This window comes from Candidatus Poriferisodalis sp. (genome assembly GCF_965203655.1).
Classification (GTDB): domain Bacteria; phylum Actinomycetota; class Acidimicrobiia; order Acidimicrobiales; family Poriferisodalaceae; genus Poriferisodalis.
The window spans coordinates 426,298-450,671 of record NZ_CBDBDD010000006.1; the positions used below are offsets into that span (position 1 = coordinate 426,298).

Consider the following 24,374-nt stretch of genomic DNA (forward strand, 5'->3'; position numbering starts at 1 on the left):
GCCGACGTGCTCCTACAGGTGGAAGATGCCGTGCAGACCGGTGTCCCACGGGTAGGTGAAGTTGAATCCCTGCCCGCGGAAGAACGAGCCGATGATGACCAGCACCGCCCAGAACATGAGGTGGATCGTCTGGACGGAGATGGCGAACTTGCGGTCCTCGGGCCGCTGCGACGGGTTCTTGTCGATGTAGGGCGCAAACCCCAGCAGCACCAGCACAACGCCGGGAATCGTCACGCCCGCGATCATCGGGTCGAACATCGTGAGCAGTTCCTGCAGGCCCAGGAAGTACCACGGCGCCTTGGAGGGGTTGGGCGTCTCGTTGTGGTTGGCCAGCTCGAGCAGCGGCGCGTTGATGAACAGCGAGAACACCAGCGTGAAGGCCGTGATGAACAGCGCTGCGGTGAACTCTGCGGCCAGCAGGTGAGGCCAGACGTGGACCTTGTCGCCCGGGGAGGCCTTGACGTCTTGAATCGAACCCGACTTGACGACCGTCAGCAGACGGTGGGTGTTGCCCGCCGGTCCCGCCATCAACGGCGGGAGCGTCGTGGCCACGCCGCCGCCGGCCGCAGCCGGTCCGCGGGCGCCAGCCATGCCTGCGACAGCGGGCGCTCCGCCCGGCTGCTGGCTGGCCTCGAGCAGCGAGCGCGGGATCGTGACGCCGTCGTCGTCATCCGGCTGCGCAGCTGCAGGAGCATCGCCTTCGCCGGGCGCGGGAGCGCCCGTAGCGCGAGCCCTGGCTTCGGCGCTGCGCCGCAGGAGGTGTTCGGGGATCTCAGTCATCTGCGTGTACTCATCGGCCTGTGTTCACCAAGGACTTACAGGGGTCCCGATATACCGCCGTCCTTTCTGACTCTCCAGAAGTGGATCGCCATGAAGATGACGATCACGAACGGCAGCATCAAGACGTGCAGTACGTACCAGCGCAAGAGCGTCTCTGATCCGATGTCTTGGCTTCCTAGTAGCACGAATCGAACTTGGGACCCGAAGACGGGCGTGAAGCCCATCATGTTCGTGCCCACCGTCACCGCCCACAGGGCCAACTGGTCCCACGGCAGCAGGTAGCCGGTGAAGCTGAGCAAGAGCGTCAGCTTCAGCAGGATCACGCCGATGACCCAGTTGAACTCTCTCGGTGCCTTGTAGGCGCCGTGGTAGAAGACCCGGGCCATGTGCAGGAATACGGTGAGCACCATGAGGTGCGCGGCCCATCGATGCATGTTGCGCACGAGCAGGCCGAACGCGACCTGCGTGTGGAGGCTCTCGATGTCGGCCCACGCAGCTGTGTCGGTGGGCCGGTAGAAGAACATCAGGAAGATGCCCGTGATGGTCAGCAGGATGAACAGAAAGAAGCTGAGCCCGCCGAGGCACAGCGTGTAGCTGACCTTCACCGCATGCCGCTTCACCTTCACCGGGTGAAGGTGGTAGAGGACGCTGTTCATGATGACGTAGGAGCGATTCCGCGGGCTGTCGGTGTAGCCCTTGCGGAAGATTGACCCCGGCCGGAAGATCGATGTCCAGAACTGGCTGTCCTGCATCCAATCGGCCGCCTGCTGTTGCGCGTTCTGCATGCGCTGGGGCAGGTTCGGCTTGCTCTTGGGAGACTCGAGGGTGTTCGCCATATCTGTTCGATCTAGGTGGATCGGATCCTTCGCGGTCGCAGCACTACAAGCATCGGACCCGGACTACAGCCGCATTCCGTAGGCGTAGCCGTGGGTGTGAGTCCTGCCGTGGACATCGCCCGACGGCGGTGGATTATTGCTGACCCGCCCCAAGGTGATCACGCCGGTCGGGCAGCGGTCGACGCACAGCGCGCACCGAGTGCATACGTCGTCGTCGATGATGAAGATGGCGTTGTCGGTGGGATCCAGCCCCGGCAGGTCCACGCCTACTGCCTCATCGACGGCTTCGGTGGAGACGTACCAGATGCACTTCCACGGGCAGATGTCGACACAGCCCTCGCATTGGATGCACTCGGACTGGTCGATGTTGATGAACTGTTTGGGCTTGACCGCGGCGTCGAGGTAGCCAGCATCAACCTGATGCAGGACGTAGTCGTCCCGGAACTTGGGCATAGGCGGGTTTGCGTCGGTCGAAGCCATGAGATCGCGCTCTCAGTTGCCCTTGATGAGGGGTCGGCCGTAGTCCGAGGTCGGCTCGGCAGTGGGCTGGGCCTTGTCGCGCCGCTGCCACCACATCCACAGCACCGGCAGGCCCACCAGCGCAGCGACGTGCTCGATCACGACGACCATGTCGCTGACCTTCTTGAGGTCGATGCGCATCGGAGGGAAGGTGACAGGCGAGGTGAGGAACTGCCCCTCCGTAACCAGGAAGCGCTCGACGGACCAGCCCCACTCGTTGTCGGTGAGACGGACCCAGCGATCGGGAACTATCCCGAAGACCATGAGCAGGATCATGAAGACGTAGGCGGCGCCGAGCATGGCTTCGCCCCAAGTCGTGGGACGGTCGGACGGACGGCGCTTGCCGTACCACACCACTCCGTAGATCATCAGCCCTGTGACGAGGATTGATGTGACGAGTGCGACCACTCCTGCGCTCCTCCCACGTTCTCCCGTCGGCGACTGTCGGCTGCTGATCGCCGACACATCCGATCATGCATCGGGTGCGGCGGCGGCAGCAAGACCGGGGCAAAGATTACCGGCGCCCCGGCCATGGCGCGTGATGTTCTAGCACGGCAGCGTGCGCTCGCCACAAAACCTCAAGCCCGACTCCGGTGGCCCAGTCCGCGCCATCGGCGCGACTGCGATGACCGACTGCATTGGCACTGTCTGCGCCATCGGCGCGAGTGCATGGCAGACTTGCGCCTTGGTGTGCCGGGGCGCGTATCGTGCCCTGCGAACCAGGCGCCGCCGCCGATGCCAGACCCCCAGGGGGCAACCCCGCGGAGGAACCCGTGACCGAAGTTCCCGAGTACCTGCTGGAGCGCTCGCGACAGCGTCGAATTGCCTTGGGTGTACTCGAAGACGACGGCAGCGGCGAGAGCGGCGCGGCGGCACCTGCGGCCGCGGCGTCAGCCGAAGCTGCAGCAGCGGGACCTTCGCAGGCGCAGATGATCGCTGCTGCCAAGGAAGCCGCGCTGCTCGAAGTCGAGCCCGAGCCCCCTGCCGATCCACAGTGGGTGCTCGCGGCGCAGACCCGGCACCGGATCCCGATCTGGGTGCTGCCCGTGCTGTTCTGCCTGCCGCTGTGGGCCTTCGTGTACGTGAAGCTCACCGAACCGCCGCCCGAGCCGATCACGGCCATCAACGAGGGCGCGGCAACCTACGCGGTGCGCTGCGCGAGCTGCCATGTCGGCGATGGCTCCGGCAGCGACGGCAGCGGTGTGGGGCGGCCGCTGTGGCAGGGCGAAGTGCTGCTGACGTTCCCGAACCTGGAGGATGGTTCGTTCATCGAGTGGATTGCCGTGGGCTCCGAGGGCATCGGATTGGGACAGCCCTACGGCGATCCGGACCGGCCCGGCGGCGCTCACATCTCGGGCGAGACAGGCTCCAACATGCCTGCCTTCGGCGAGGTGCTCAACGAACACCAGCTCTATTCGGTCGCGCGATACGTGCGCGAGGTGATCGGCGGTGAGGACATCAGCGACGAAGTCGCCGCTGAACGTGACGCAGAGTGGGAGCACCTCGGGGGCGGCGCGGTCACTGGCGGGGGCGGTGGCGGGGGGCACTAGCGCCCGAAGAGGGGTGCAACGACCCGCCTGTCACGCCCCACGCGATCCCGAACCGACATCGTGACGCAGACGCTCTCGTGCGATGTGCTGGTCGTGGGCGGCGGTCCTGCCGGCTGCGCTGCCGCGTACTGGTCCGCGCAACAGGGGCGTGACGTGCTGCTCATCGAGCGCTCGTCGCACCCGCGTGAACGCGCGTGCGGTGATGCGCTCACACCGGTCGCTGTCGGCGAGCTCATCGCCATGGGCTGCGATCCGCTCGTTGCGCGCTGGCATCTGCACCGGGGGCTGCGCATCACGGCACACGGCCAGAGCCTCGAGGTGCTGTGGCCGCAGGATGCTCAGTGGCCGAGCTACGGCGCGGTCGTCCGCCGGCCACGACTGGACGCGCTCATGTTCGCCCGTGCCCAGGCGGCTGGGGCGCGCACCCTCACCGGCACCGAGGTCACTGCGCCGCTGATCAGCGATGGGCACCTGCGGGGCTGCCATGGGTTTGCCCGCCAGAGCAGTGACGGCGGTTGCGGGGAGCTGACCGCACTCGCCCGGTACGTCGTGATTGCCGACGGCCCGCGTTCGAGCTTCGGCCGTGCGCTCGGCACCGTGCGGACGCGCACCTACGCGCAGGGTTTGGCGATGCGTGCGTACTACCCCACGCCGCGCCATGCCGAGCCGTGGATCGAGTCGGTCTTCGCCCTCACCGATTCGGGCGGCGAGCAGCTGCCCGGATACGGCTGGGTGTTCCCGGTCGGCGACGGCACCGCCAACGTCGGCATCGGCCTGCTCAGCCATCACTATGGCAACGAGGCCATATCGCTGGAAGGCCTCTTTGAACAGTGGACCCAGCAGATCCCCGACCGCTGGGAGATCGACGCCGACGGGCCCGGCAGCCCACCGGTCGGCGGTCGGCTGCCCATGGGGGGCTCGGTGAGGCCCCGCTCAGGGCCGAATTGGGTTGTCGTCGGCGACGCAGCGGGCAGCGTCAACCCGTGGAACGGCGACGGCATCGGGCCAGCGCTGGCAACCGGTCGGCTGGCGGCCGAGGTCATCGGTCACGCGCTCGACGCCGATGACGGCCTCATGCTGCGCGGTTACGAGACCGCGCTCGCCAGTCGCTGGGAGCGGTACCACCATCTGGGCCGCCTGACGACTCGCGCCCTGGGCCGCCCCGGGCTGATGCGGAAGCTGACCCAGCTCGCCATCCGCTCGCCTCGCATGGGCGACCTGGCGATGCGCGTCTCGACCGATCTGCTGCAGAGCAGGACTGGTCCGCTCGGATCCCGCGGCGTCTACCGGGCGGCCGCCGGAATGGCAAGGCTCTGGCGAGATCGCACCTGAACGCCGCCACGCGTCCAGTCGAGGCCGCTTGGCTGCATGCTGATTGCAGCCGTTCAGGACGCTGTCGCAGCGGTTGAGGCGGCGGCGGCGATGGCGGAGAGGGCTTCGTCGATGGTGTCGGGGGTGTGGGCGAGGCTGACGAAGATCACCTCGTAGGCGCCGGGGGCGAAGGCCACGCCACGGCTGAGCAGCTCGGCGTGGAAGCGGGCGTAGGCCTGCTCGTCGGTGGAGCGTGCGCCGTCGTAGTCGACCGGAACCCAGTCGGCTTCGGAGGACGAGCCGCAGTACAGGCCGACGAGGGTGCCGACCTGGGTGACCACGGCGTCGAAGCCTGCTGTGGCCAGCACACCACGCAGGCCATCGGCGAACTGGCCGGCGCGTGCTTCGAGCTCGCCGTACGCGTCGGGCGTCAGCAGGTCCAGCGCGGCGAGGCCGGCTGCTGTCGCGAGCGGATTGCCCGACAGCGTCCCGGCTTGGTACACCGGACCGGTCGGCGCCAGCGTCTCCATGATCTCTGAGCGGGCGCCGAGCGCGCCAATGGGCAGACCGCCGCCGATCACCTTGCCGAAACAGGAGATGTCCGGCGTGACGTCGAAACGCTCTGCCGCGCCTCCCGGGCCCAAGCGGAAGCCGGTGATGACCTCGTCGAAGATCAGCAGTGCCCCGGCGGCATCGCACGCCTCGGAGAGGGATTCGAGAAAGCCTGGCGCCGGCGGGACGAGTCCCATGTTCGCCGCCACAGGCTCCACCACGACCGCGGCCACCTGATCGTCGAGTTCTGGCACGACGTTGTACGGCGCGACGACCGTGTCGGCCACGGCGCTGGGCGGGACCCCGGCTGAGCCGGACAGACCGAGCGTGGCGACACCGCTCCCGCCTGCGGCCAGCAGCGCATCTGCATGGCCGTGATAGCAGCCAGCGAACTTGACGATCTGCGGCCGTCCGGTGAAGCCCCGCGCTAGCCGGACCGCGGTCATCGTCGCTTCGGTGCCGCTGCTGACCAGGCGTACCTGCTCTACCCCCGGCGCGGCACTCGCGATGCGCTCGGCCAGCGCCACCTCGCGTTCGGTGGGGGCGCCGTATGACGTGCCGTCGGCTGCAGCCTTCGCTACAGCCTCGGTGACCACCGGGTGAGCGTGACCCAGGATGATCGCCCCGTAGGACTGGACGAAGTCGAGATACCGGCGGCCTTCGACATCGAAGACGTACGGCCCTTCGGCTCGCTCAACGAAATACGGCGTGCCACCGACCGAACCGAAGGCACGCACGGGCGAGTTGACGCCACCGGGAATCACCCTGCGCGCAGCTTCAAACAGTTCGGCGTTCGTGGTGTTCGGCCCGGTCACGGCCTCGCAGCGTAGGCCACGCCTCAGCGGGCAGTCATCGTCGAACTACGGGCCGAGCCGACAGCCGAAACGGGACCGAAGCGGCCCATGACCGCCGTCACACCGGGACTGCATCAGCCATGCACCGCGGCAACGACAGCCTCGACGAGACCTGCGTCGGTGGGGCCGTCGGCAACTGCGGCGACCGGAAGCTCGGCTTCGTGGCAGGCCGCCGCGGTGGTGCGACCGATGCACACCACTTTGCCCGTGAGGGAATCACCGCCGAGCTGTGACAGATGGCCGCGCACGGCGGAGGGCGAGGCGAATACCACGGCATCCGCGCTGGACACATCAGCGGCCAGATGATCAGACAACGTAGGCGTGACGGTGCGGTACGCGTTCACGGCATCGACGCTCCAGCCGCGAGCGCGCAGGCCGTCAACGAGCTCGGGGCGGGCCTGTGCCGATTGGGGCACGAAACACCAGTCGTCGGGACGGGGCTCGGGGAACGCCGAGGCGAGCCCGACAGCATCATGTCGTTCCGGCACCAGCGTGACTGGGCGGTTGATCTCGGCCTCGACGCGGGCTGCCGTCGTCGGACCGACGGCTGCTGTGCGGACGCGGGCGAAGCGGCGGCGCACACCGCGCCGGTCCGCGCGAGCGAAGGTGGCCGCCACGGCGTTCGAAGAGGTGAATGCGACCCAGCTGTACTGCTCAAGCCGCAACAGCGCATCGTCGAGTGGCTGTCCGCCGTCGAGCGGAGGCACCACCGCAATCGCGGGTGCCACAACCACAGTCGCCCCTCGCTCACGCAACGCCGCCGCCAGTGACGCGGCCTGGTGCGATGCGCGCGTGATGACGACGGTCCGGCCAGCGAGCGGGTCGGAACGGCGGTCAGTCATATGTGCCGCCGGTGCGAGTGATCAGCTCACGCGCCAGCGCGATGCCGAGCGCGTCGCCATCGGCACCACTGCCCGAGGCGCGCTCGACGCTGCTGCCGTCGGGTGTCGCCAGCAACGCCGTCATCTGCACGCGCCCGTCGGCGTCGACAGTGGCGTGAGCCCCGGTGGGCAGATCGCAGCCGCCGCCGAGCGTCCGCAGGAAGGCGCGCTCGGCTCGGACGCACCGTGTCGTCACGGCGTCGGCGATCGCGCCGACGGCGACGGCAATGTCTGCGTCATCGGTGCGGTGCTCGATCGCGATGGCCCCTTGCCCGACCTGCGGCACCAACTCATCTGGGCTGAAGCGCTGCGCGATGCGGTGGGACTCGCCGAGGCGCTCCAGCGCCACCGCAGCCACGACCGCCGCGTCGATATCAGGATTGTCGGCCGCGGCAATGCGACGAGCCATGTTGCCGCGCAGGCCGACGAAGCGCAGATCCGGGCGCCTGGCCGCGAGCTGGCACTGACGGCGCTGCGATCCGGTCGCCACCACCCCGCCGTGCGGGATCTCGTCGAGCGCGAGCCCGACGAGCGCGTCGCTGGCGTCGCCTCTCGCAAGGCAGCCCGCCAAGATCAAACCCGACGTCGGCTCAGAGCGCATGTCCTTGGCGCTGTGCACCGCCAAATCGGCGCGGCCATCGAGCACCGCCGCCTGCACTTCGGTCACGAACACACCCCGACCGGACATCTGCGAAATCGGTGTGGACAGGTCCTGGTCGCCGGAGGTGGACACCGGCACCAGCTCGATAGGAGCTCCGGACCATCCGGCCGCCGCCAGCGCTGTCCCCACGGCGCGCGCCTGCCAGGTCGCCAGCGGGCTCGATCGTGTCGCGATCCTCACGCAATCGCGATCTATAGATCGAACAGGTCGCGTACCGAGTCGGCGAGCCGGTCGCCCTTGGCCTTGCCAGCGGCGGAGCGCAGCGCCACCGTGGGCTGATGCAGCAGCTTGTTCACGAAGGCCTTCGTGGCCAGTTCAAGTGCCTCACGCGCGTCATCGTCAAGCTGGGGATTGGCCGCAAGCGCTCGCTCGACTTCGTTCTGGCGCACCGCTTCGGCTCTGCCGCGCAGCGATTCGATCAGCGGTGCCATCTGCCGGGCGGTGCGGTCGGTCGAGAAACGTTCCGTCTCGTCAGCCAGGATCGACTCGACCGCTGCCACCTCAGCCTGCCTGCTGGCTTCGCCTGCATGTGCAAAGCGGGCCAGGTCGTCCATGTCGAGCAGGGTGACACCGGCGATTCGGGCAACCGCCGGATCGACGTCGCGTGGGACCGCAATGTCCACGATCAGCAATGGACGCCCGGCACGGCGCGCGATGACCTCTCCCACGCTGGCGTGGTCGACGATGACCGAGCTAGCTCCCGTCGACGTCAGCAGCAGATCGACCTCGACGAGCGCGTCCTCGAGGTTTCCCAGCGGCAGATGACGGCCGCCGACACGAGCGGCCAAGGCCTCGGCATGCGACGGCGTGCGGTTCGCAACCTGCACCGACGCTGGGCCGGCTGCCGCGAGCGCAACGACCATGCCGTCGGCCATCTCGCCGGCGCCCACCACGAGCACATGGCGATCTGACAGCGAGCCGAGGTGGGTGATCGCCATGTGGACTGCTGCGTGGCTGATCGATGCGGTGCCCCGTGCGATCCCGGTCTCTGTGCGAGCACGCTTTCCGGCGCTGATGCCATAGCGGAACAGCTGATTCAGCACCGTGCCAGCGGTGCCCTCAGCACGGGCCGCGTCCCACGCAGTGCGAACCTGGCCCAAGATCTCGTGCTCTCCGAGCACTGCCGATTCGAGGCCGCTGGCGACCCGGAACAGGTGGTGCGCCGCAGCGTCGTCGTAGTGCACGTAGAGATGGTCGGCCAGCTCGGCGGGCGCTGCCCCCGACAGGGTGCAGAAGAAGTCGCGCAGCTCGCCGAACGCAGCATGGAATTTCTCGGCGAAGACGTACACCTCGGTGCGGTTGCAGGTTGAGACGACAACCGCCTCGCTGACGTGCTCGCAGGAGGCGAGATCGCTCAGTCGTTTCGGCACGTCGGAGGCGGCAACCGTGCAGCGCTCCAGCAATTCGAGCGGCGCGCTGCGATGGCTCACGCCCATGACAACGATGGACACGTGGATTACCCAGGGTTCGGGAATGCGGCCCGCACAGTCTCGCCGATGCAGCACCCGGTTTCCACGCGTTCTGCCCAACGTCGCGGGAGAATGTTCGCTCGGCCGTTCAGGCGAAGAAGAAGACCAGCCTGATCGTCGCCGCAATCAGGATGAGGGCCGCGAGCGCGCCGAGCACGATCGCCGTGCGCAGACTCATGTCGCCCGGCGCAATCGCACCTCGGTGCCCGCGGCAAAGCCGAGGTGCTCCGCACTCCCGCCGGCGACCGTGAGCTCCAGCAGGCCGTAGGGATCATCGGACAGCGCCAAGCCGGCGGCTGGAGCCGAACCGGGCGGCGCGAGCTGGACCGTCTGGGAATTCGCCTCTGCTGCGACACCGGCGCGGGCGGTCGAGGTCCATTCCGCGACCAGCACGCCGCCGAGCGGGGCCAGCACCTCGCGATCCACGTTGAGCTGCACCGTGCCCCAGCGGGTGATCGACAGGACCTCCGCCGTCACCGATCCGTCGTCGGACGAGCGGGGAACGGCGACCAGGGACGGCAGCAGCAGCGTCGGATCGATCGGCTGACCCAGCGCTTCGAGCGGCACTCCCGCTGCCAGCCGGCCCGCGGCCGGCGCCAGCACGTCCCGCGCGGGGTGCAGTGCCTGCCCGCCGGCAGCGCCGTTGTCTGCGCCGAGGCGGACTGCCGCATCCGCGCCGCCTACCGCCGCCGTGGCTGCGGCCAGCACACCGTTGTCGGGACCGACCAGCATCGACTGTCCCTCGCCGACAGACACGGCGATCGCCCCTCGATCCAGCCGCTGACCCACCGATGCCAGCACCACCCCCGGCGCGAGATGCGGCACGCTGCGCACGAGCATCAGCGCTGCGGTGCGGGTGTCGTGCGGGTCGATGTGGTGGCACAGGTCGATCACGGCGGCATGGGGTGCTGCCTGGCGGATGATCGAGTGGATGAGTCCCACTGACTCGTCGGCGGTGCCCAAGTCGCTCAGGCACGTGACGGTGTCAAACCCACTCATCTCGGTCCGCCGTGAATCGGCTCGCCTTCGGTCACGAAGCGCCGAGCTCGGTGGACCGGCGCGTGGCTGCCTCGACTGCGGCAGCGAAGGCCGCCCGCACGCCGTGGCGCTCCAGCTCGCGCAGACCGGCTGCGGTCGTACCTCCCGGTGAGGTCACGTCGGCGCGAAGCTCGGCCGGCAATCGGCCGTCGGCGAGCAGCGTCGCGGCGCCCAGCAGCGTTTGGTTGGCCAGCTCGGACGCCACCGGGCGAGCGAGGCCCATGAGCACGCCCGCCTCGATGAGCGCTTCGGCCACGAGAAAGACGTAGGCGGGCCCCGAGCCAGACAGTCCCGTCACGGCATCCATGAGGTGCTCGGGAACTCGCACGACGCGACCCACCGAACCCAGGATCTCCTCCGCCCATGCGAGGTCGGCGTCGGTGGCCTGGCTGTTGCCGCAGATCGCCGCGGCGCCCTGGGACACGAGGGCTGGCGTGTTGGGCATCGCGCGCACAATCGGCGTGCCGGCACCTGCCGCGCCGTCGAGCGTTGCCAGGGTCACCCCAGCGGCAATCGACAGGATCCGGTCGGTGCCTGCGGCCGCGACCTCCGCCGCAACCGATCCGATGACATCGGGCTTGGTGGCCAAGATGGCGCCGGCCGACGCGACGACGTGATCCGAGGTTGAGACGCCGTAGCGGCTCGCCAGCTCATCTCGACGAGCAGCGATGGGCTCGGTCACGCCGATGCTCTGCGCGGAGCGGCCGGCTGCCAGCAACCCGCCCAGGAGCGCTTCACCCATCTTCCCGCCGCCCACGATCAGCAGTTCGACTCCAGATGCCATGCGCGTCACGGTACCGGACTGCATCCGGACCGCTGCCGAGAATTCGCCTGCTGCCGGGGAAACTCGGAGGCACGCGGCACCGGATCTCACGAGCATCCCACCCGACTGATGGTGCCGGGGCATTCGCTGAGAATGGGGCACGTCCCTGCATGCCTGCCGTCGAATGCCCCGGCAAGCACAGAATTAATCAGAAATCACTGAAAGTGGTCAAATTGATTTCAATGCTGCTTGGAGAAGCCCAACCGCAGCAGTGTCGAGAAGTCCCGTTCGATATAGGCCCACAGCGAGCCCACGATGCGGTCCAGCTCGTCCTCGTCGACGCAGTGGGTCCCGATCTCGCCTGTCAGGAACAGGGCGTCCTCGGGTCCGATGCCGTACTGCGCGCCGACCAGCGAGTAGTTGCGGCGCAGGACGAAGTCAGCCACGTCCAGCGCTCGCTGCGGCGGCGTCGGCAGCACGTAGGACTCGTAGGCCAGCGTGCGCTGCCGCAGCGTCAGCCACACGGCGATGACATCTCGCGAATCCCCTGCCAAGCGCACGTACCAGCGGCGGGGCACCTCGTCATCTCGCGTCACATCGAGCAGCAACGGGCGGTCATCGGGCGCGCCGGATTCCTGCGAATCGGCCCACGCGGCCAGCCAAGCGTCCATGCGCGCTTCCAGCCGGTCGAGTTCGGCGTCGGTGGCTGGGCGGCGGGTCATCTGAACGCAGCCGTGAGGCTCATACGCAGACGACAAGCTCGTGACGTGCAGCGGCGTCCAACGCGTCCAGTGCCGCTGAGGCGCTGGCCAGCCAGCTGAAGCGCTCCGCCCGTTGCGAGCCTGCATCTCCCAGCCGCAGCGCCAGCAGCGGATCGCTCAAGATGTCGGAGACCCGCCGGGCGTACGCGTCACTGTCGCGACCCGCTACCAGATACCCGGTCCGGCCTTCGGACACATTGTCACGCAAGCCTCCGACATCGGAGGCGACGACGGGCGTCCCGCAGGCTGCTGCTTCGAGGGCAACGAGGCCGAACGACTCCGAGCGGCTCGGCACGAGACAGACATCGGCCGCGCGGTAGTAGGTGGACAGCAGGTGGTGCGGGAGCGGATCTACGAACCGCACGCAACCGGCAAGTCCCAGCTCATCGGTCATCGACCTCAGCCGGGCGAGCGTGGCGTCGCCGTCGGGCCCGCTCGGACCGCCCACGATGACAAGCTGTGCATTCCTGCCCGCCGGAGTGCTTGCCCTGGTCGCTGCGAGGGTCTCGACGGCCAGTTCGGCGCCCTTGAGCGGCTGGAGGCGGCCGACGAACAGCAGGACCGGCCCAGGCGGAAGGCCGATGGCCGCGCGGGCCGCGTGACGCTGACCTGGTGCGAACATCGCCCGGTCCACGCCCGGCGTCAGCCGGTGGACCCGCTCCGGCGGCAGGTCGTAGAGCGAACCCAGCAGAGCTGCTTCTGCGTCACCGGAGGTGAACACGGCATCCGAGCAATCGATGATGTGCTGCTCTGCGTCACCGCGGTGCCGCGGCTCGAGATCGCCGGTGCTGGTCTTGACGCGACCCAGCGTGTGGAACGTGACGGCCAGCGGGATGTCCAGACGGTGCTTCAAATCGTGGCCGGCCAAGCCGCTCAGCCAGTAGTGCGCGTGGATGGCATCGACGGGCCGTCGAATCAAGTGCTCGCCAACGCGATCTGCGAAGGCTGCAACGACGGCGGGAAGGTCGTCCTTGGCGAGTGACGGCCCGCCGGCGTCGACGTGGGTGACGCGCACGCCGGGCTCGACGTCGACGGTCTCGGGCTGCGAGCGCTCCGTGCACCTGGTGAAGACCTCGCAGTTCACACCGTGATGCGCGAGCGCGGCGGTCAGCTCGCGCACATAGACGTTCAAGCCGCCTCCGTCGCCGCTGCCCGGCTGATGCAACGGCGAGGTGTGCATGCACAGCACCGCAACCGATGAGACGCCGAGGGGGTCGCGCGCCGCGCGCAGGCTGGCGGGATCGCGTCGGGGATCTTCCGATGTGGTGGAGGCCACGGCCGATAACGCTACGCAGATCGTCGCTGGCCCACGATCTGTCGCCCCATCACGACCGCTCCGGCGTGCAGTGACCACTCAGATGACCAGCAGTCCTAACCCCCACATCCAAGCGGGTGCAGTGAAGCTGAGCGAATCGAGCCTGCGCACGGCCCAGGGCGAATCCAGCCGCGATCGCATTCGCTGGAGCGCTGGACGGCGCCCACGATCGGCTGGATCGCCGGAGACGGGGTGCGCCGTGGCCGGCGCATCCGGCAGTCGAGAGTCGGGCGTGGTGATCGAACGGGCCAACGCCGGTCCCAGCGGCAGCGTGAGTGCTGCGAGCACGCCGTAGCGGATGACGTCAGACGGCGCGAAGGGCGGAACGCTCACGCCGGTCAGTGCGAAGACGGCTGCGACCGCTGCCACTGCTCCCGCGATGGGACCTCGCAGTCCCGGTCGACGGTCCGCCGCGGTGACGTACGCGCCGGCGTCGTAACAGGCCGCTGCGCTTACCAGCACGAGGGCCGCTCCCGTCGAGTACCGGGCCACCGCCGCCGCGCACGCCGCAGCCACGCCGACCTGCATCCAACAGCGCACCAGCAGACCCGCCCGCGCCAGCACCGGCGGCGGAACGACCTGCTGAGGCCGCGCGACAGCACCCGCGGGACGGCCGCCGCCCAACGAGGAGACCACGATGAAGCTGGCGGCAACGGCTGCACCGAGCACTGCGCCCGCCAAGCGGGTGTCAATGACGCCGGCGATTCCGACCGCGCCCGCAAGCACAGCAGCCGGCAGTCGATAGCGCGTATCGCCTCCCGCGACCGCGGCCCCGCTCTGGGATGCCCGCGTCGGGGAGGCCCCTTCGCTGCCGCTGTGCACGCTCGCTGCCTGCCAGGCGCCGAGTGCAGCGACAGCCGACACTGCCAGCCCGAACGCGGCGGCGCCCGCCCAAAGCGCAGCGATGAGCGCGGCGAGCCACACCACTCCCGCCGTGATGCTGGCGTCGCCCCTCGCAACGGGCGGGCCGAGCCACAGCGCCGCCGAGAGAATCCGCGGTGGATCTGGCGGCGGCGACGCAGGCTTCACGCCACCGCTGTCGCTGCTCAGCCGCCCGACACGGGCGGCAAGACGGCGATCTCGTCGCCGGCGCTCAACTGCGTCACAGGATCTGCAGGCTCGCCGTTCAGCCAGACCCGACTGGCCGCCAGCACGGCGCTGAAACCCTCGCCGAAGTGTGCCTTGGCCCAATCCAGCGCATCCGCGACCGATGACGCCTCAGTTTGCGTGGTGCCGACACCGGCCGCCTCGCGCGCCCCCGCGAACAGGCGGATCGTGACGGTGGGCATCGCCGCGATGCTACCCATCCGTGCTGGTCAGGCCAGCTACGGTCGGGCACCGTGACACAGCATTCAGAGTTGCTGGCGGTCCGCCACGGGCAGTCCGAATGGAATCTGCGCGGGCGCTGGCAGGGACAGGCCGATCCCCCGCTGACGGGTCTGGGCGAGCGCCAGGCCGAGATTGCTGCTGATGCCCTGGCGAGACGGCTCGCCGAGTCGGACAACAGCTGGCGCACACCCGCCATGGGTGGTCACGATCTGCACACCGCCCGGCATGCCTTCGATCTGCCGCCGTTCGACCTGATCGTCTCGAGCGACCTGCAACGAGCGCGCAGGACGGCCGAGATCATCGCGAAACAGCTCGGCGTCAGCGAGGTGATCGCCGACGAGTCGTTGCGAGAGCGCAGTGCGGGTCCGTGGGAGGGTCTCACCCGGGCCGAGATCGACGAAGGCTGGCCGGGCGACGTCGCAGCTCGGCGGTGGCCGCCCGGCTTTGAATCCGAGGAGAGCATCGCTCGCCGGCTGCTGCCGGCCTTGCGCCGCCACCTCTCCGTCTGCGGTCGCGTACTGCTTGTGGGTCATGCGGGTGTGCTCAAGACCATCGACGCGCGAGTCGGACTCGGCGACGAACGGGTGCCCAACCTCGCTGGTCGCTGGTTCTGGCTGGACGGGGCTGCCGCGGACGCGAACTGGAGCTGGGATCAGCTGGAGCCGCGCAACCGGGTCGAGCTCGTTTCGAGCGACATCGACCTCATGATCGAGTAGCCGCGCCTGTCGCGTCCTGGGGATCCGGTGCCGAGGGCGCGGCGATCCATGCAGACGCAGCCGCCGGATCCACATCGTTGTCCGCGAGCAGGCTCAAGGTTCGCTCTGCCCGTGCGAGGTCGTCCTCGATGGCATCGAGCTCGTCGTCAGTCAGGAACCCCGAAGGGTTCTGCGGATCGGCTGGGGACGGCTCGTCGGGCACCGCTGCAAGGCTAGGGCCGCGAGCCGGACCGGATCGGTACATCCCGCTCTAGCCTCGGGGCGAGTGCCGGAGCGCCGCAGGGATGCTCTCGGATGTGGGGCCGCTAGCTCATCGGGTAGAGCAGGGGACTTTTAATCCCAAGGTGCCGGGTTCGAGCCCCGGGCGGCCTACCGCACCGAGACACCACACCGCACCCAGCCCTTCGTGCTGTCCCGATCGCGCTAGGCCAGTTACCGTCAGCAGTGGTGGCCAACAAGGAAGTACTGATCATCGCCGGCCCCAACGGCGCTGGCAAGACGACCTTTGCGCACACCTACCTAGAGTTGTCGGAGCGCCACATGCCGTTCGTGAATGCCGACAGCATCGCCCCAGATCTGCCGTCGGGAACGGCTCTGCACGCCGACTATCGAGCAGGTCGCCTGATGCTGGCCGAACTCGACCGGCTCGCTGCGGAAGGCCGGAGTTTCGCCTTCGAGACCACGCTGTCGGGCCGCGGTTATCTCCGCAGGATCAGGCAGTGGCGCAATGACGGCTACCACGTCACGCTGCTGTTCCGCTCGCTTCCGTCGGCCGACGACGCAGTCGAGCGAGTGCGCCTGCGAGCGTCCCAGGGAGGTCATGACGTACTCGAAGACGTGGTGCGTCAACGATTCGAGAAGGGGCTGCGGAACTTCCGGGAGCTCTACCGCGAAGCCGTTGACGAGTGGATACTGTTCGACGGCCTACACTTCGATCCAGTGCCCATCGGCAGGAGCACTGACCTTGCCACACATGCCATCAGCACCACCCCGCAGCACTGAACCGGCCCTCAATGGCCTGAGAATCGGCCAGAATGGCGCCAGCGATGGCGAGGACTTTGTGGAACTGGTGACTCGGGCAATGCAGCTTGCGGCTAAGCGGGCCCATCTCGTGGCGCACCAGACCGGCACCGGCGTGCTCTACCGGCGCGATGACGGAGCTGTAGGCGTCTTCAAACCCGATCCGGCCATGTACGAGGATCTGATTCCGCCGCCATTCGAAGACGAGCAGATCCTGCGTATGGAGTCCGTCGAGGCCTGACACCGGCACCACTTCGCGTCGGCTGAACGCACACACCGTCAAGCTCAACTACCAGCCACCTGCCCGCAATTCCTCGCGGCAAGCGGAGAACGTAACTGTGTCTTCCGCTGTGGAAGGCAGCGCGCCGGTTCCCACCACAACAGTTTCTTCCTTATCGACCGGCTGCAACCCGGAGCAGCCCTGCGGCTATGCCCGTGTCACCAGAGTGCCGGCGGCTTTGTCGTGCCAGCCTTGGCGGTCACGATCCCAAGTCAGGCTCACATAGCACAGCAGGCTGAGCGCACCCCCGAGGTAGGGAACGAAGCTCAACACGAGACCCAACGCGTATGGCACCGCCCAGCGCCGAAACGCTCGAGACCACCCGGGCACCGCACCGCTGCGACGGCTGATGACCCTGATGGCGGCCCAACGCTTGCCCGGCGTCCGGCCTCGCAACGCGATCAGTGTCACCTCATAGCCGCCATCTACGACTGCCCACAGCGCCATCAGGCCAAGCTGCCCGACCGCCAAGGTGCCATCAGCACCAACAGCATCAGCACCCGTTGCAGCAGCCCACGCCAAGTACAGCGCCAACCAGGCGAATCCCACGATGAAGATGTCAACCACCCGCCCGGCGAGCCGCGCAGCAGGCCGCGGAAGCTCAACGGTGGCACCCGAGCCCAACTCAGCGAACCGCGCACCTCCGCGCTCACCCCGAAGCTCTTCAGATCCGCGAACAACCCCGACCCCGAACCCGATCTACCAGCCATTCGCACGCAGCTCGTCGACCTCGTCCTGATACTCAGGAGGCACCTCCACAAGCGGCAACTCATTGTCGAGCCGGTCCAGAATCTCACGAGCGAAATAGGCCCGCTGGGGAGCCAGCAGATCGTCACGCACCGCCGGGTCGAGCGTCGGATAGGTCGCTGCATATCTGCCGCACACATGCAGCAGTTCGCGGTACTCGTAGAGCGAGATGCCCAGCTCGGGGTCTAGATACAGGACATCGCCTGCAGCATTGCCGTTTCTCTCGAACATCTTCACATCGGGCCACGGCGACTCCCGACCGCACTGCTCAAGCACCTCGAAAAGGCGTCATGCAGCAGATCCACACCTGTTGGCGCGGGCGCACGGTTCAGAGCATCGCCGTCAAAGGCAATCAGCACCGCCCGCTCGAAGTCCCGCAACAGTCCCGCTTCGGCATCTGCGCCGCCGTGCAGGAGCCGCGATACAGACATTGCCGCTTGCAACTCGAAGTTGACCAGGAAATATGCCCCGATGGGAACGTTGACGAAATAGCTGTCGAGCAGTTCGATTAACCCTCCCTCGCCCAGCTGCCGGGCGACTCCTAGATGCCGCACTGCAGGACCGTCGCGCAGTTCGGCGCGCCCCAGATCGTGAAGATCAGAATCTGCGTCGTCCACGAGGTCTGGATCGCTTCCCGGAGCGTTTTCGGCCACCAACGACAGTGCATCTTCGTAAGCGTCACCACTGCCCGAGCAGCTCACCAACAACCCAGTCGCGGCGAACAACAGAGCTACGACGTGCCTCCACGCACTCCTGCGAACCGAGCCGGTGCCCGCCATGGCGCTCGTCCCGCTGATCGGCTGTCCATAGACCATCTGCTCACCTACTGCCACAAGCGAGGTGGAATCACTGCCGTCGTGCCGCCGTGCTGTGGGTCCTTCGCCGATGATCAGTTCTTGTCGGGATAGTTCGAACTCAGCAGGCCCATGCCGTATACACCTGCTTGCTCGGGATGGGCCTCGATGAAGGCTTCCCTCAATTCGGCCTCCTCGGGGTGGGGATAGCGGCACTTGTGCTGCTCATCGATCAGCCAGTGATCGGGGCAGATCAGCAGCCTCCTTCCCCCGAGGAAGGGGTTGGACACGTGAGTCTGGCTCTCAGATGTCTCGGGATGATTGATGATGAACTCCAGATTCTCGAACATGTCACAGAGACGTCCCTCGTGATCGACAACCACGAGTCCCGGTGCATCGCTGAACCCGCAGGGCTGGCCCACCAGCGGATACGGCCGAGTCTCATCGACCGGTTCCCGCTCGGGGACAGGCGCAGATTTCTGTTCCTCGGTCAGCTCCACCCGGTAGTACTCAGCGCACGACTCCCGCTCGTCGACCTCTAGCTCAAGGCAACGCTCGATATACGACTCCTCCAACGGATGAACAACCCCCTCATCGTGCTCAACAGGAATCTCGACGATGTCGGAAAGATGGATGAACTCGTGTGCGGCCTGCAGGTAGTGCCGCCTCATGCGGGCGAGCATCTCGTCGCGTACATCCGGGTCAAGCGTCGGATAATTCACAGCCTGCTGAGCGCAGCTCTGGCGAAGATCCAGAAAGTCCTCGTACGGCAGGCCGAAGTCCGCCTGGTAGCCGCTCGGCTCCACTGGCAGATCGAAGACGATGTTCGGAAAGCCCGCATCAACAGCGCATCGGTCCATCCACTCGACAAATGCCCGCTCCAGCGGTCCTCCGCTCCCCAAGTCGGCTGGCAAGTCGTGATACGCCCGCCGGATGGCATCTTCGACTTCGCTTTCGAATCGCAATCGCTCCCGCTCGTGCCCCCGCGCTTGTAGAGCAACATACTCACTGTGCTGGGAACCGTGTTCCAAGAGGTCCTCTTCAGTGCGGAATCGCACGTAATACGGCGATGAGAACGCGATCCTGTCGACGAGTTCGTACAAGCCGAGTTCCTCGTCGCTGTAGCGGCGCTCGGGATCCGCGGAAACCTCAGCCGCTATCTCTGACCACACTGCGCCCGCATCCGGCAACGGAACGGCCGGTTCACCGTCATCGGCCGACCACAGCACGAACAGCACAACGCCTGATACCACGAGCAGCGCGACGACACCGGCTAGCGCCCATCGCATACGTCCAGACGGCAATCCGCTCCGCCTGTCTGCGCGGCTCGTACCGCCCCTTGACGCATCCGTCGAATCGTCACCTGAGGACATGGCAGTCCCTCCTCCCAGGCGAGACCGCACCACCCGCGCGAGCCACCGCCTGCTGCCCATCGCGCAAGACGGACTCCCGCCGGGCCGCCCCAAGACGGCTCCGTGCCTCAGTCACAGGCGGCGTCCGTCCCGAAGTTCGTCCACAGAACGTCCAGCGCTATCTGGGCAAAGCCCAACAGCGTGTTCAGCTTCAAGACCCCCGACAGCACCGCACCCGACGGGAACCGCTTCTGGGCCCAGCCCCCCACCCGTTTCGCGGCCGCGTCAACGCCTCGATCGACGCCGAACTCGACGACTTCACCGCAGATGAGCTTCACGATCGCGTCATCGAGAACCCTGTCCCCGATCGGACGCGTGTAGTCCTCAGTGCCGACGAGGATCGTCTCCTCGTTCTCAACCGCGCGCTGGATCGCCTCCAGATCTCTGCGCAACTCGGCCGAGACGCTGCGACGTGTGTCCGCCGTGTACTCGGCAATCCACGTGTTCATGTCGAACCCGCTGTTCCACGTCAAGATCAAGAGATTGTGTTGTCGCATGCATTGCTGGAGCTTGGCCAGCGGCGTGGTGGCATTCATGTGGTCGTGCTCATTGCACAGCACGGGCCTGCCGCCGCGGTCGACGTCGTAGGGACTCCATGGCAGGTATTCGGGGTCAACGATGCCGCTGTTGTTCTTGTCGTTGCAGCCCTTGAGGTTTCGCGGCCGATGACCGCCGCCCGCGGGGGTCCACAGGTTTGTCGGCCCATCCTCGCACGGCGGCGGGGTGTGGGCTTGGCAGTTGGTGTGGCCGCGGCCGGGGTCGTGGTGATGCACCAGACGCGCCCGGTGCCCGTCGCTGTGCGCACAACTGCGGTCCACGATCACAGCGGTGACAGTGCTGGACTGGGTGCGGGTGCGGGGCCCGTTGGCGTATTTGATGGTGACGGTGTAATCGTCGGCGCGGGTCGCGACCGCGACCAGCGACGCGTCGCCGCTGTCGCCGTAAGCCCTCGCGGTGATTCCGCCGGGGGCCGCCGACTCGACCGACAGCCTGGTGGTGGCCGGGCCATAGGACCACGAGCCCGTGATCGGCTTGCCCACCTCGCCGATCAGCTCCTCGGGCTGGCCGGTGATCGTGATGCGGTAGTCGACGGCAATTGTCAGCCGGTACGCGCCTCGGCCGCCGGGACCGGAGGTGGTGGCCTCGATCGTGTAGGGGCCGGGCTGGAGGAACCTGCGGGCGATGCGGCTGTCGGTGCTGCTGGCGTGGTTGTCGTTGTGGGCCAGCGCGGTGCCTGAGCCGTTGCGGCTGTGACCGTTGAGCAGCAGCACGTAGGGGTCGAGGCTGCTGGCGGCGGCCTTGGCGAGGTCGACGGTGACCCATCCGGCCGCGCCGAGTGTGAACGTGTGCCGGCGCGCGTAGTGGGTGCCGGGGCTGCGGTTGGCGGAGACGCAGGCTGTGTCGGCGGTGATAGTGCCGCTGCGGACCGTCTTTCCGGCGGCAAGCGCGCCGAGGTGCTCTGAGCAGGGCAGCTGGGCGGTGAGGGTGACCGTGCGGGTGGTGTCGGCGTAGCCGGCGGCACCGCAGGTGAGGGTGACGTGCAACGTGTCGGGGGCGTCGAGGCGAGCGGACACGGTGCGCTGGGCACCGGACTCGGGTTCGACGGTGGCCGCTCCGGGTGACGTGGTGCAGGCCGCTGTGGCGGGCAGCACCACGAAGCCGGAGGCGACGGTGGTCTTGCCGGTGCCCGTGGCGGTGGCGGTGGCGTCTGCGAGGCCGTAGATGCGCACCGGGGCCTGGCAGTCGATGCCGATGTGTGTGGTGTGGGTGTCGTCGGCGGGATGCCGGCCAGCGGTGACCGTGGCGGTGGCGGCGCCGTCGGCGGTGCAAGCCAGTGCGGCGGTGGCGGTGATCTGCCAGTTGCCGACGGCGGCGTTGTCGGAGCCGATGACCGGCGTCGCTGCGGGCACGCTGCCGGGCGTGGCGGTGATGGTGCTGGTGGTGTCCCAGCTTGCGGCGATGGCGGCGCTGTCGGCAGTGGCGGTGAGTGTGACGGCGAGCGTGCTGCCTTGGGCGAGGGTGCAGCTGTGAGCGGCATCCGCGTCCTGGGCCGCTGTAACGGTGCAGGCGTCGTCGGGTGCGAAGGTGGCGGTGACGGTGCCGATCTGCGGTCTTGGCTCGGCGGAGAACACCGCTTCGGCCACCCCGGGGCTGTAGTCGGGGGCGGTACAGGTGACCGTGACGGTGGCGGCTGCGCCGGGGCCGAGACGCACCAGCACGGTGCGCGTGGCGGACAGGCTGCTGACCCACGGCGTGCCCGCCCCGCGGCCCGCGGCGGTGCCTGTGCAGCGCGCCGTGGCGGGGTCGACGGTGAAGGTGTCCAGCGCGTAGCTCGCACCGCCGACGGGCACCGAGTCCTCCAGGCCGGTCACCGACACCACGCGCAGGCGCCCCGCCAGGGTCGCCTCGGCCGTTGTGGGCGACCGGTCCTCGGCGTCGCAGGTCACGGTGACACGATGGCTGAACGGCGCCGCCAGCGTCAGGCTGACGGTGCGCTCGGCGGGGGTGCCGGTCTTTGCCACCGACAGGGTCACCCCCGCCGCCGCAGCGGTGGCGGCGCAGGTCGCATCCGCGGGCTCGACGGTGAATGTGTCGGCGGCGGTGAGGGTGCCGCTGCCGGTCACGGTGGCGTCGGCGAGATCGGTGATGACGACTGGGGGCTCGTCGAGCGCGGTAGTGACGGTCAAGGTGAACGCGCCGGTGGTGCGTTCGGTGCCGGTGGTGACCTCCACGGTGTAGGCGCCCGCTGTGAGCGACAGGCCCCGGATGCGGCTGTCGCGGCCGTCAGGGCCCGAGTCGTCGTCTGAGCCCACCACCGTCCCGTCGCTGTCGATGACGTACACGTGGGGGTCCCCCGCCGAGACCGCGTCGATGTCCAGCGTCGCCGCGCCGGCGACCGAGAACGTGTAGCTGTACGCCCAGTACGGCACCTGGTCGGTGTGCTTTTGGGACGACTTGCAGCCGGCCGCCCAGGTGCCCGTGCGCGTCACGGTGCCTGAGCCCAGCGCGCCCAGCGCCTCCGAGCAGTCATCGCCCTCGCCGTCGGTGTCGTTGTCTTCGTCGCCCGGGTCGTCGTCGGTGTCGTCAGTGTCGTCGGTGTCGGCGTCTGGGTCGGGGTGGCAGTGCGGCGGCGTGGTGGCCCGGTCGATCGATTGGCCCGTGCTGCATGTCCATCCCGGGTCACGGGTGAGGGTGCGCTCGCAGGTGCTGGGGTCGCCCGAAACCGCGGCCCAGCCCGCAGTGCAGCTGTAGGTGACCGTGCCGAGACGAGCGCCGGCGGGCCGCTCGCAGCCCGACGACGAGTTCATCGCATAGCCCGCGACGGTGCACACCGCGCCAGGCGTCTTGGACTGCGTTTCGCGCACGGTGCGCGTCGTGGTGACGATGCGGGTCACGGGCCGGCAGCACACTTGGCGGGTGCGGATCTCGTCGTGGTACTCGGTGCGGGTCACCGGCTTGCAGCACACCTGCTCGGTGCGATAGTTGTACGCAGGCCGGTTCTCGTAGTGGTACGCCGGCTCGGTGATCAGCGTCTCGCGCATCCCGGTGCGCTGCCGTCGCGGTAGCCGTACTTCGTGCACACCGACTGGCCCAGCACCACGCCCCATTTTGCGCAGTAGCGCACACGCGCCGTGTAGGTGTACGGCTCCATGCCCATGTAGGTCCTCGTGAGCGGCGGCACCCGCACCCGCACTGTCAACGGCGGCACCCGCTTGCGCACCGCATAGCGCACATGCTCAGTCACCACGGTCGCGACACGCACCGTATAGGTCCGCTCATAGGGCACCATGTCGGTGACCGTATGGCGCTTCACCACCTCACGAGTCACGACGCGCTGACAATACGGCGGATCGCCCACCAGCGCCCATCCCTGCGCCGTGTCACACGTGTAGGCCGGCAGCATCGAGTCCGCAGACACGGTCACACACCCGCTGCCCGACACCTCCACCGCATGGCCGCCGATCCTCGCCGGGCACGAAGCGGCCGCAGGCTTTGTCTCGCGCTTGTGGCAGTCGCCGCTGCCCGAGTCATACACATAGCCCCGCGCGCACTGCGCGGTCGCCGACGTCGCCCCGTCAGCGGTTCCGCCCGCATCCGCTGCGGAGGGCACCGGCATCAGCACCCCCACAGCAACCAGCACCGCGGCCGCCGCCAGCCCCAACCGGCCCCTCACCGCGGACCCAAGAACGCGCACGACGGCAACGCCGCCCACCTCGGCGGATCCGACGCATTCCCCGGGCGGCCCGCGAAAATGCCCGGCTTCCAGTGCGTCGTGCCGCCGGTATCTGCGAACACCAGCGGCACCCGGCCGCAGCGCGACCCCAGTCGCCTGTTCAGCCGATCGGCCTCATCGGCATCGCCCGGCACCGACGCCTGCGCCTCGCGATGAATCTCCGACGCCCACAGATTCGCCGCCGCCAAACGCGCGCTGTGGCCCGCCACCGACTCGCCCGCACCACCCACCACCGACCGCACCGTCACCACGCCCCCAGCAGCAACCGACGCCACAGCAGCCGCCACCAGCAACCAGCCCAGGCTCACCAGACCCGACTCGTCCCAATGGCCCCGACATCGGGCGCATTCCCGCCCCGACGCCGCTCTGCGCGGGCGGGCCGCTGCTACCGCACGCGGCCGGCCACCCGACGCATCCCTCCGCCGGCCGGCATCCGCCAGCGACGCCTCCGACCGGGCACAGACACGGCAGCAGACGCCGGTTGTGTGGGCGCCGCGCCGCCGATGCAGCAGCGCGGCTACTACGCGACCCCCCCCCCCCCGGGGACAGGTT

The 24,374-nt window shown here is 68.2% G+C and carries 27 protein-coding genes and 1 tRNA gene; 6 read left to right on the forward strand and 22 right to left on the reverse strand.

Annotation, left to right across the window (positions count from 1 at the left end):
- Positions 1-12 precede the first annotated feature (12 nt).
- The 4 genes from ACOGW9_RS08035 to ACOGW9_RS08050 form a co-directional block, all read right to left on the reverse strand.
- Positions 13-780, reverse strand: a complete 768-nt coding sequence (locus ACOGW9_RS08035; RefSeq protein WP_419910090.1) for a menaquinol-cytochrome c reductase cytochrome b subunit — start codon at positions 778-780, stop codon at positions 13-15.
- A 35-nt stretch (positions 781-815) separates the two neighbouring features.
- Positions 816-1,565 (reverse strand): selenite/tellurite reduction operon b-type cytochrome ExtP, encoded by a 750-nt coding sequence (gene extP / locus ACOGW9_RS08040; protein WP_419910158.1) that lies wholly within the window; start codon positions 1,563-1,565, stop codon positions 816-818.
- Between the two features lie 114 nt (positions 1,566-1,679).
- Positions 1,680-2,096 (reverse strand): 4Fe-4S dicluster domain-containing protein, encoded by a 417-nt coding sequence (locus tag ACOGW9_RS08045; RefSeq protein WP_419910092.1) that lies wholly within the window; start codon positions 2,094-2,096, stop codon positions 1,680-1,682.
- A gap of 12 nt (positions 2,097-2,108) precedes the next feature.
- Positions 2,109-2,543, reverse strand: a complete 435-nt coding sequence (locus ACOGW9_RS08050; protein WP_419910094.1) for a hypothetical protein — start codon at positions 2,541-2,543, stop codon at positions 2,109-2,111.
- A gap of 365 nt (positions 2,544-2,908) precedes the next feature.
- Here ACOGW9_RS08050 and ACOGW9_RS08055 point away from each other — a divergent pair, with 365 nt between their 5' ends.
- Both ACOGW9_RS08055 and ACOGW9_RS08060 read left to right on the forward strand, forming a co-directional pair.
- The gene (locus ACOGW9_RS08055) at positions 2,909-3,685 is read left to right on the forward strand and encodes a c-type cytochrome (protein ID WP_419910095.1); all 777 of its coding nucleotides are present in this window, start codon (positions 2,909-2,911) and stop codon (positions 3,683-3,685) included.
- 60 nt (positions 3,686-3,745) lie between these two features.
- The gene (locus ACOGW9_RS08060; RefSeq protein WP_419910097.1) at positions 3,746-5,017 is read left to right on the forward strand and encodes a geranylgeranyl reductase family protein; all 1,272 of its coding nucleotides are present in this window, start codon (positions 3,746-3,748) and stop codon (positions 5,015-5,017) included.
- Positions 5,018-5,070: 53 nt separating this feature from the next.
- On the opposite strand, the gene hemL is transcribed toward ACOGW9_RS08060, so the two are convergent.
- From hemL to ACOGW9_RS08110, 10 genes are all read right to left on the reverse strand, one after another.
- Positions 5,071-6,363 carry a glutamate-1-semialdehyde 2,1-aminomutase gene (gene hemL, locus ACOGW9_RS08065; protein ID WP_419910099.1) on the reverse strand — a complete coding sequence of 431 codons (1,293 nt, stop codon included), beginning with the start codon at positions 6,361-6,363 and terminating at the stop codon, positions 5,071-5,073.
- Positions 6,364-6,476: 113 nt separating this feature from the next.
- Complete coding sequence (locus tag ACOGW9_RS08070) at positions 6,477-7,244, reverse strand: uroporphyrinogen-III synthase (protein WP_419910101.1); 768 nt, start codon at positions 7,242-7,244, stop codon at positions 6,477-6,479.
- A complete protein-coding gene (gene hemC / locus ACOGW9_RS08075) occupies positions 7,237-8,124 on the reverse strand; it encodes a hydroxymethylbilane synthase (RefSeq protein WP_419910103.1) in 888 nt (295 codons plus the stop codon). Before hemC ends, ACOGW9_RS08070 begins: the two co-directional genes overlap by 8 nt.
- Before the next feature lie 11 nt (positions 8,125-8,135).
- Entirely contained in the window at positions 8,136-9,395 is a 1,260-nt protein-coding gene (locus ACOGW9_RS08080) for a glutamyl-tRNA reductase (RefSeq protein ID WP_419910105.1), read from the reverse strand.
- 192 nt (positions 9,396-9,587) lie between these two features.
- Positions 9,588-10,412, reverse strand: coding sequence for an SAM-dependent chlorinase/fluorinase (locus tag ACOGW9_RS08085; RefSeq protein ID WP_419910107.1), 825 nt, complete (start codon positions 10,410-10,412; stop codon positions 9,588-9,590).
- A 31-nt stretch (positions 10,413-10,443) separates the two neighbouring features.
- Positions 10,444-11,235, reverse strand: a complete 792-nt coding sequence (gene proC / locus ACOGW9_RS08090; RefSeq protein ID WP_419910109.1) for a pyrroline-5-carboxylate reductase — start codon at positions 11,233-11,235, stop codon at positions 10,444-10,446.
- 218 nt (positions 11,236-11,453) lie between these two features.
- Positions 11,454-11,936, reverse strand: coding sequence for a YbjN domain-containing protein (locus ACOGW9_RS08095; protein ID WP_419910111.1), 483 nt, complete (start codon positions 11,934-11,936; stop codon positions 11,454-11,456).
- Positions 11,937-11,955: 19 nt separating this feature from the next.
- Complete coding sequence (locus ACOGW9_RS08100; protein ID WP_419910113.1) at positions 11,956-13,251, reverse strand: glycosyltransferase; 1,296 nt, start codon at positions 13,249-13,251, stop codon at positions 11,956-11,958.
- Between the two features lie 78 nt (positions 13,252-13,329).
- Positions 13,330-14,319 (reverse strand): hypothetical protein, encoded by a 990-nt coding sequence (locus tag ACOGW9_RS08105; RefSeq protein WP_419910115.1) that lies wholly within the window; start codon positions 14,317-14,319, stop codon positions 13,330-13,332.
- A gap of 17 nt (positions 14,320-14,336) precedes the next feature.
- Positions 14,337-14,579, reverse strand: a complete 243-nt coding sequence (locus ACOGW9_RS08110; RefSeq protein WP_419910117.1) for a MoaD/ThiS family protein — start codon at positions 14,577-14,579, stop codon at positions 14,337-14,339.
- Positions 14,580-14,630: 51 nt separating this feature from the next.
- On the opposite strand from ACOGW9_RS08110, the gene ACOGW9_RS08115 reads away from it, so the two are divergent.
- Positions 14,631-15,335: a histidine phosphatase family protein gene (locus tag ACOGW9_RS08115; protein WP_419910119.1), complete on the forward strand. Its 705-nt coding sequence runs from the start codon at positions 14,631-14,633 to the stop codon at positions 15,333-15,335.
- On the opposite strand, the gene ACOGW9_RS08120 is transcribed toward ACOGW9_RS08115, so the two are convergent.
- Positions 15,322-15,537: a hypothetical protein gene (locus ACOGW9_RS08120; RefSeq protein WP_419910121.1), complete on the reverse strand. Its 216-nt coding sequence runs from the start codon at positions 15,535-15,537 to the stop codon at positions 15,322-15,324. The genes ACOGW9_RS08115 and ACOGW9_RS08120 overlap by 14 nt on opposite strands.
- 97 nt (positions 15,538-15,634) lie before the next feature.
- Here ACOGW9_RS08120 and ACOGW9_RS08125 point away from each other — a divergent pair.
- From ACOGW9_RS08125 to ACOGW9_RS08135, 3 genes are all read left to right on the forward strand, one after another.
- Positions 15,635-15,707 (forward strand) — tRNA-Lys (locus ACOGW9_RS08125).
- A 75-nt stretch (positions 15,708-15,782) separates the two neighbouring features.
- Positions 15,783-16,337: an AAA family ATPase gene (locus tag ACOGW9_RS08130; protein WP_419910123.1), complete on the forward strand. Its 555-nt coding sequence runs from the start codon at positions 15,783-15,785 to the stop codon at positions 16,335-16,337.
- Positions 16,309-16,596, forward strand: coding sequence for a hypothetical protein (locus ACOGW9_RS08135; RefSeq protein WP_419910125.1), 288 nt, complete (start codon positions 16,309-16,311; stop codon positions 16,594-16,596). The genes ACOGW9_RS08130 and ACOGW9_RS08135 overlap by 29 nt, the downstream gene beginning before the upstream one ends.
- A gap of 186 nt (positions 16,597-16,782) precedes the next feature.
- Here the strand turns inward: ACOGW9_RS08135 and ACOGW9_RS08140 are convergent, their stop codons facing one another.
- The 7 genes from ACOGW9_RS08140 to ACOGW9_RS08170 form a co-directional block, all read right to left on the reverse strand.
- A complete protein-coding gene (locus ACOGW9_RS08140; RefSeq protein WP_419910127.1) occupies positions 16,783-17,259 on the reverse strand; it encodes an RDD family protein in 477 nt (158 codons plus the stop codon).
- Positions 17,260-17,334: 75 nt separating this feature from the next.
- A complete protein-coding gene (locus tag ACOGW9_RS08145) occupies positions 17,335-17,619 on the reverse strand; it encodes a hypothetical protein (protein ID WP_419910129.1) in 285 nt (94 codons plus the stop codon).
- Positions 17,616-18,197: a hypothetical protein gene (locus ACOGW9_RS08150; RefSeq protein ID WP_419910131.1), complete on the reverse strand. Its 582-nt coding sequence runs from the start codon at positions 18,195-18,197 to the stop codon at positions 17,616-17,618. The genes ACOGW9_RS08145 and ACOGW9_RS08150 overlap by 4 nt, the downstream gene beginning before the upstream one ends.
- A 74-nt stretch (positions 18,198-18,271) precedes the next feature.
- Positions 18,272-19,465, reverse strand: a complete 1,194-nt coding sequence (locus ACOGW9_RS08155; protein WP_419910133.1) for a hypothetical protein — start codon at positions 19,463-19,465, stop codon at positions 18,272-18,274.
- 191 nt (positions 19,466-19,656) lie between these two features.
- Positions 19,657-23,130 carry a pre-peptidase C-terminal domain-containing protein gene (locus ACOGW9_RS08160; RefSeq protein WP_419910135.1) on the reverse strand — a complete coding sequence of 1,158 codons (3,474 nt, stop codon included), beginning with the start codon at positions 23,128-23,130 and terminating at the stop codon, positions 19,657-19,659.
- Positions 23,115-23,762, reverse strand: coding sequence for a hypothetical protein (locus tag ACOGW9_RS08165; protein WP_419910137.1), 648 nt, complete (start codon positions 23,760-23,762; stop codon positions 23,115-23,117). Before ACOGW9_RS08165 ends, ACOGW9_RS08160 begins: the two co-directional genes overlap by 16 nt.
- Entirely contained in the window at positions 23,759-24,130 is a 372-nt protein-coding gene (locus tag ACOGW9_RS08170; protein WP_419910139.1) for a hypothetical protein, read from the reverse strand. Before ACOGW9_RS08170 ends, ACOGW9_RS08165 begins: the two co-directional genes overlap by 4 nt.
- Between the last annotated feature and the right edge of the window lie 244 nt (positions 24,131-24,374).

Coding starts and splice junctions, on each gene's coding strand:
- ACOGW9_RS08095 (WP_419910111.1), bottom strand. CDS start 11,936: ATGACCCGCCGCCCAGCCACCGACGCCGAACTCGACCGGCTGGAAGCG.
- ACOGW9_RS08150 (WP_419910131.1), bottom strand. CDS start 18,197: ATGGTCTATGGACAGCCGATCAGCGGGACGAGCGCCATGGCGGGCACC.
- extP (WP_419910158.1), bottom strand. CDS start 1,565: ATGCAGAACGCGCAACAGCAGGCGGCCGATTGGATGCAGGACAGCCAG.
- ACOGW9_RS08085 (WP_419910107.1), bottom strand. CDS start 10,412: ATGAGTGGGTTTGACACCGTCACGTGCCTGAGCGACTTGGGCACCGCC.
- proC (WP_419910109.1), bottom strand. CDS start 11,235: ATGGCATCTGGAGTCGAACTGCTGATCGTGGGCGGCGGGAAGATGGGT.
- ACOGW9_RS08035 (WP_419910090.1), bottom strand. CDS start 780: ATGACTGAGATCCCCGAACACCTCCTGCGGCGCAGCGCCGAAGCCAGG.
- ACOGW9_RS08135 (WP_419910125.1), top strand. CDS start 16,309: ATGCCATCAGCACCACCCCGCAGCACTGAACCGGCCCTCAATGGCCTG.
- ACOGW9_RS08160 (WP_419910135.1), bottom strand. CDS start 23,130: ATGCGCGAGACGCTGATCACCGAGCCGGCGTACCACTACGAGAACCGG.
- ACOGW9_RS08155 (WP_419910133.1), bottom strand. CDS start 19,465: ATGCGATGGGCGCTAGCCGGTGTCGTCGCGCTGCTCGTGGTATCAGGC.
- ACOGW9_RS08110 (WP_419910117.1), bottom strand. CDS start 14,579: ATGCCCACCGTCACGATCCGCCTGTTCGCGGGGGCGCGCGAGGCGGCC.
- ACOGW9_RS08070 (WP_419910101.1), bottom strand. CDS start 7,244: ATGACTGACCGCCGTTCCGACCCGCTCGCTGGCCGGACCGTCGTCATC.
- ACOGW9_RS08045 (WP_419910092.1), bottom strand. CDS start 2,096: ATGGCTTCGACCGACGCAAACCCGCCTATGCCCAAGTTCCGGGACGAC.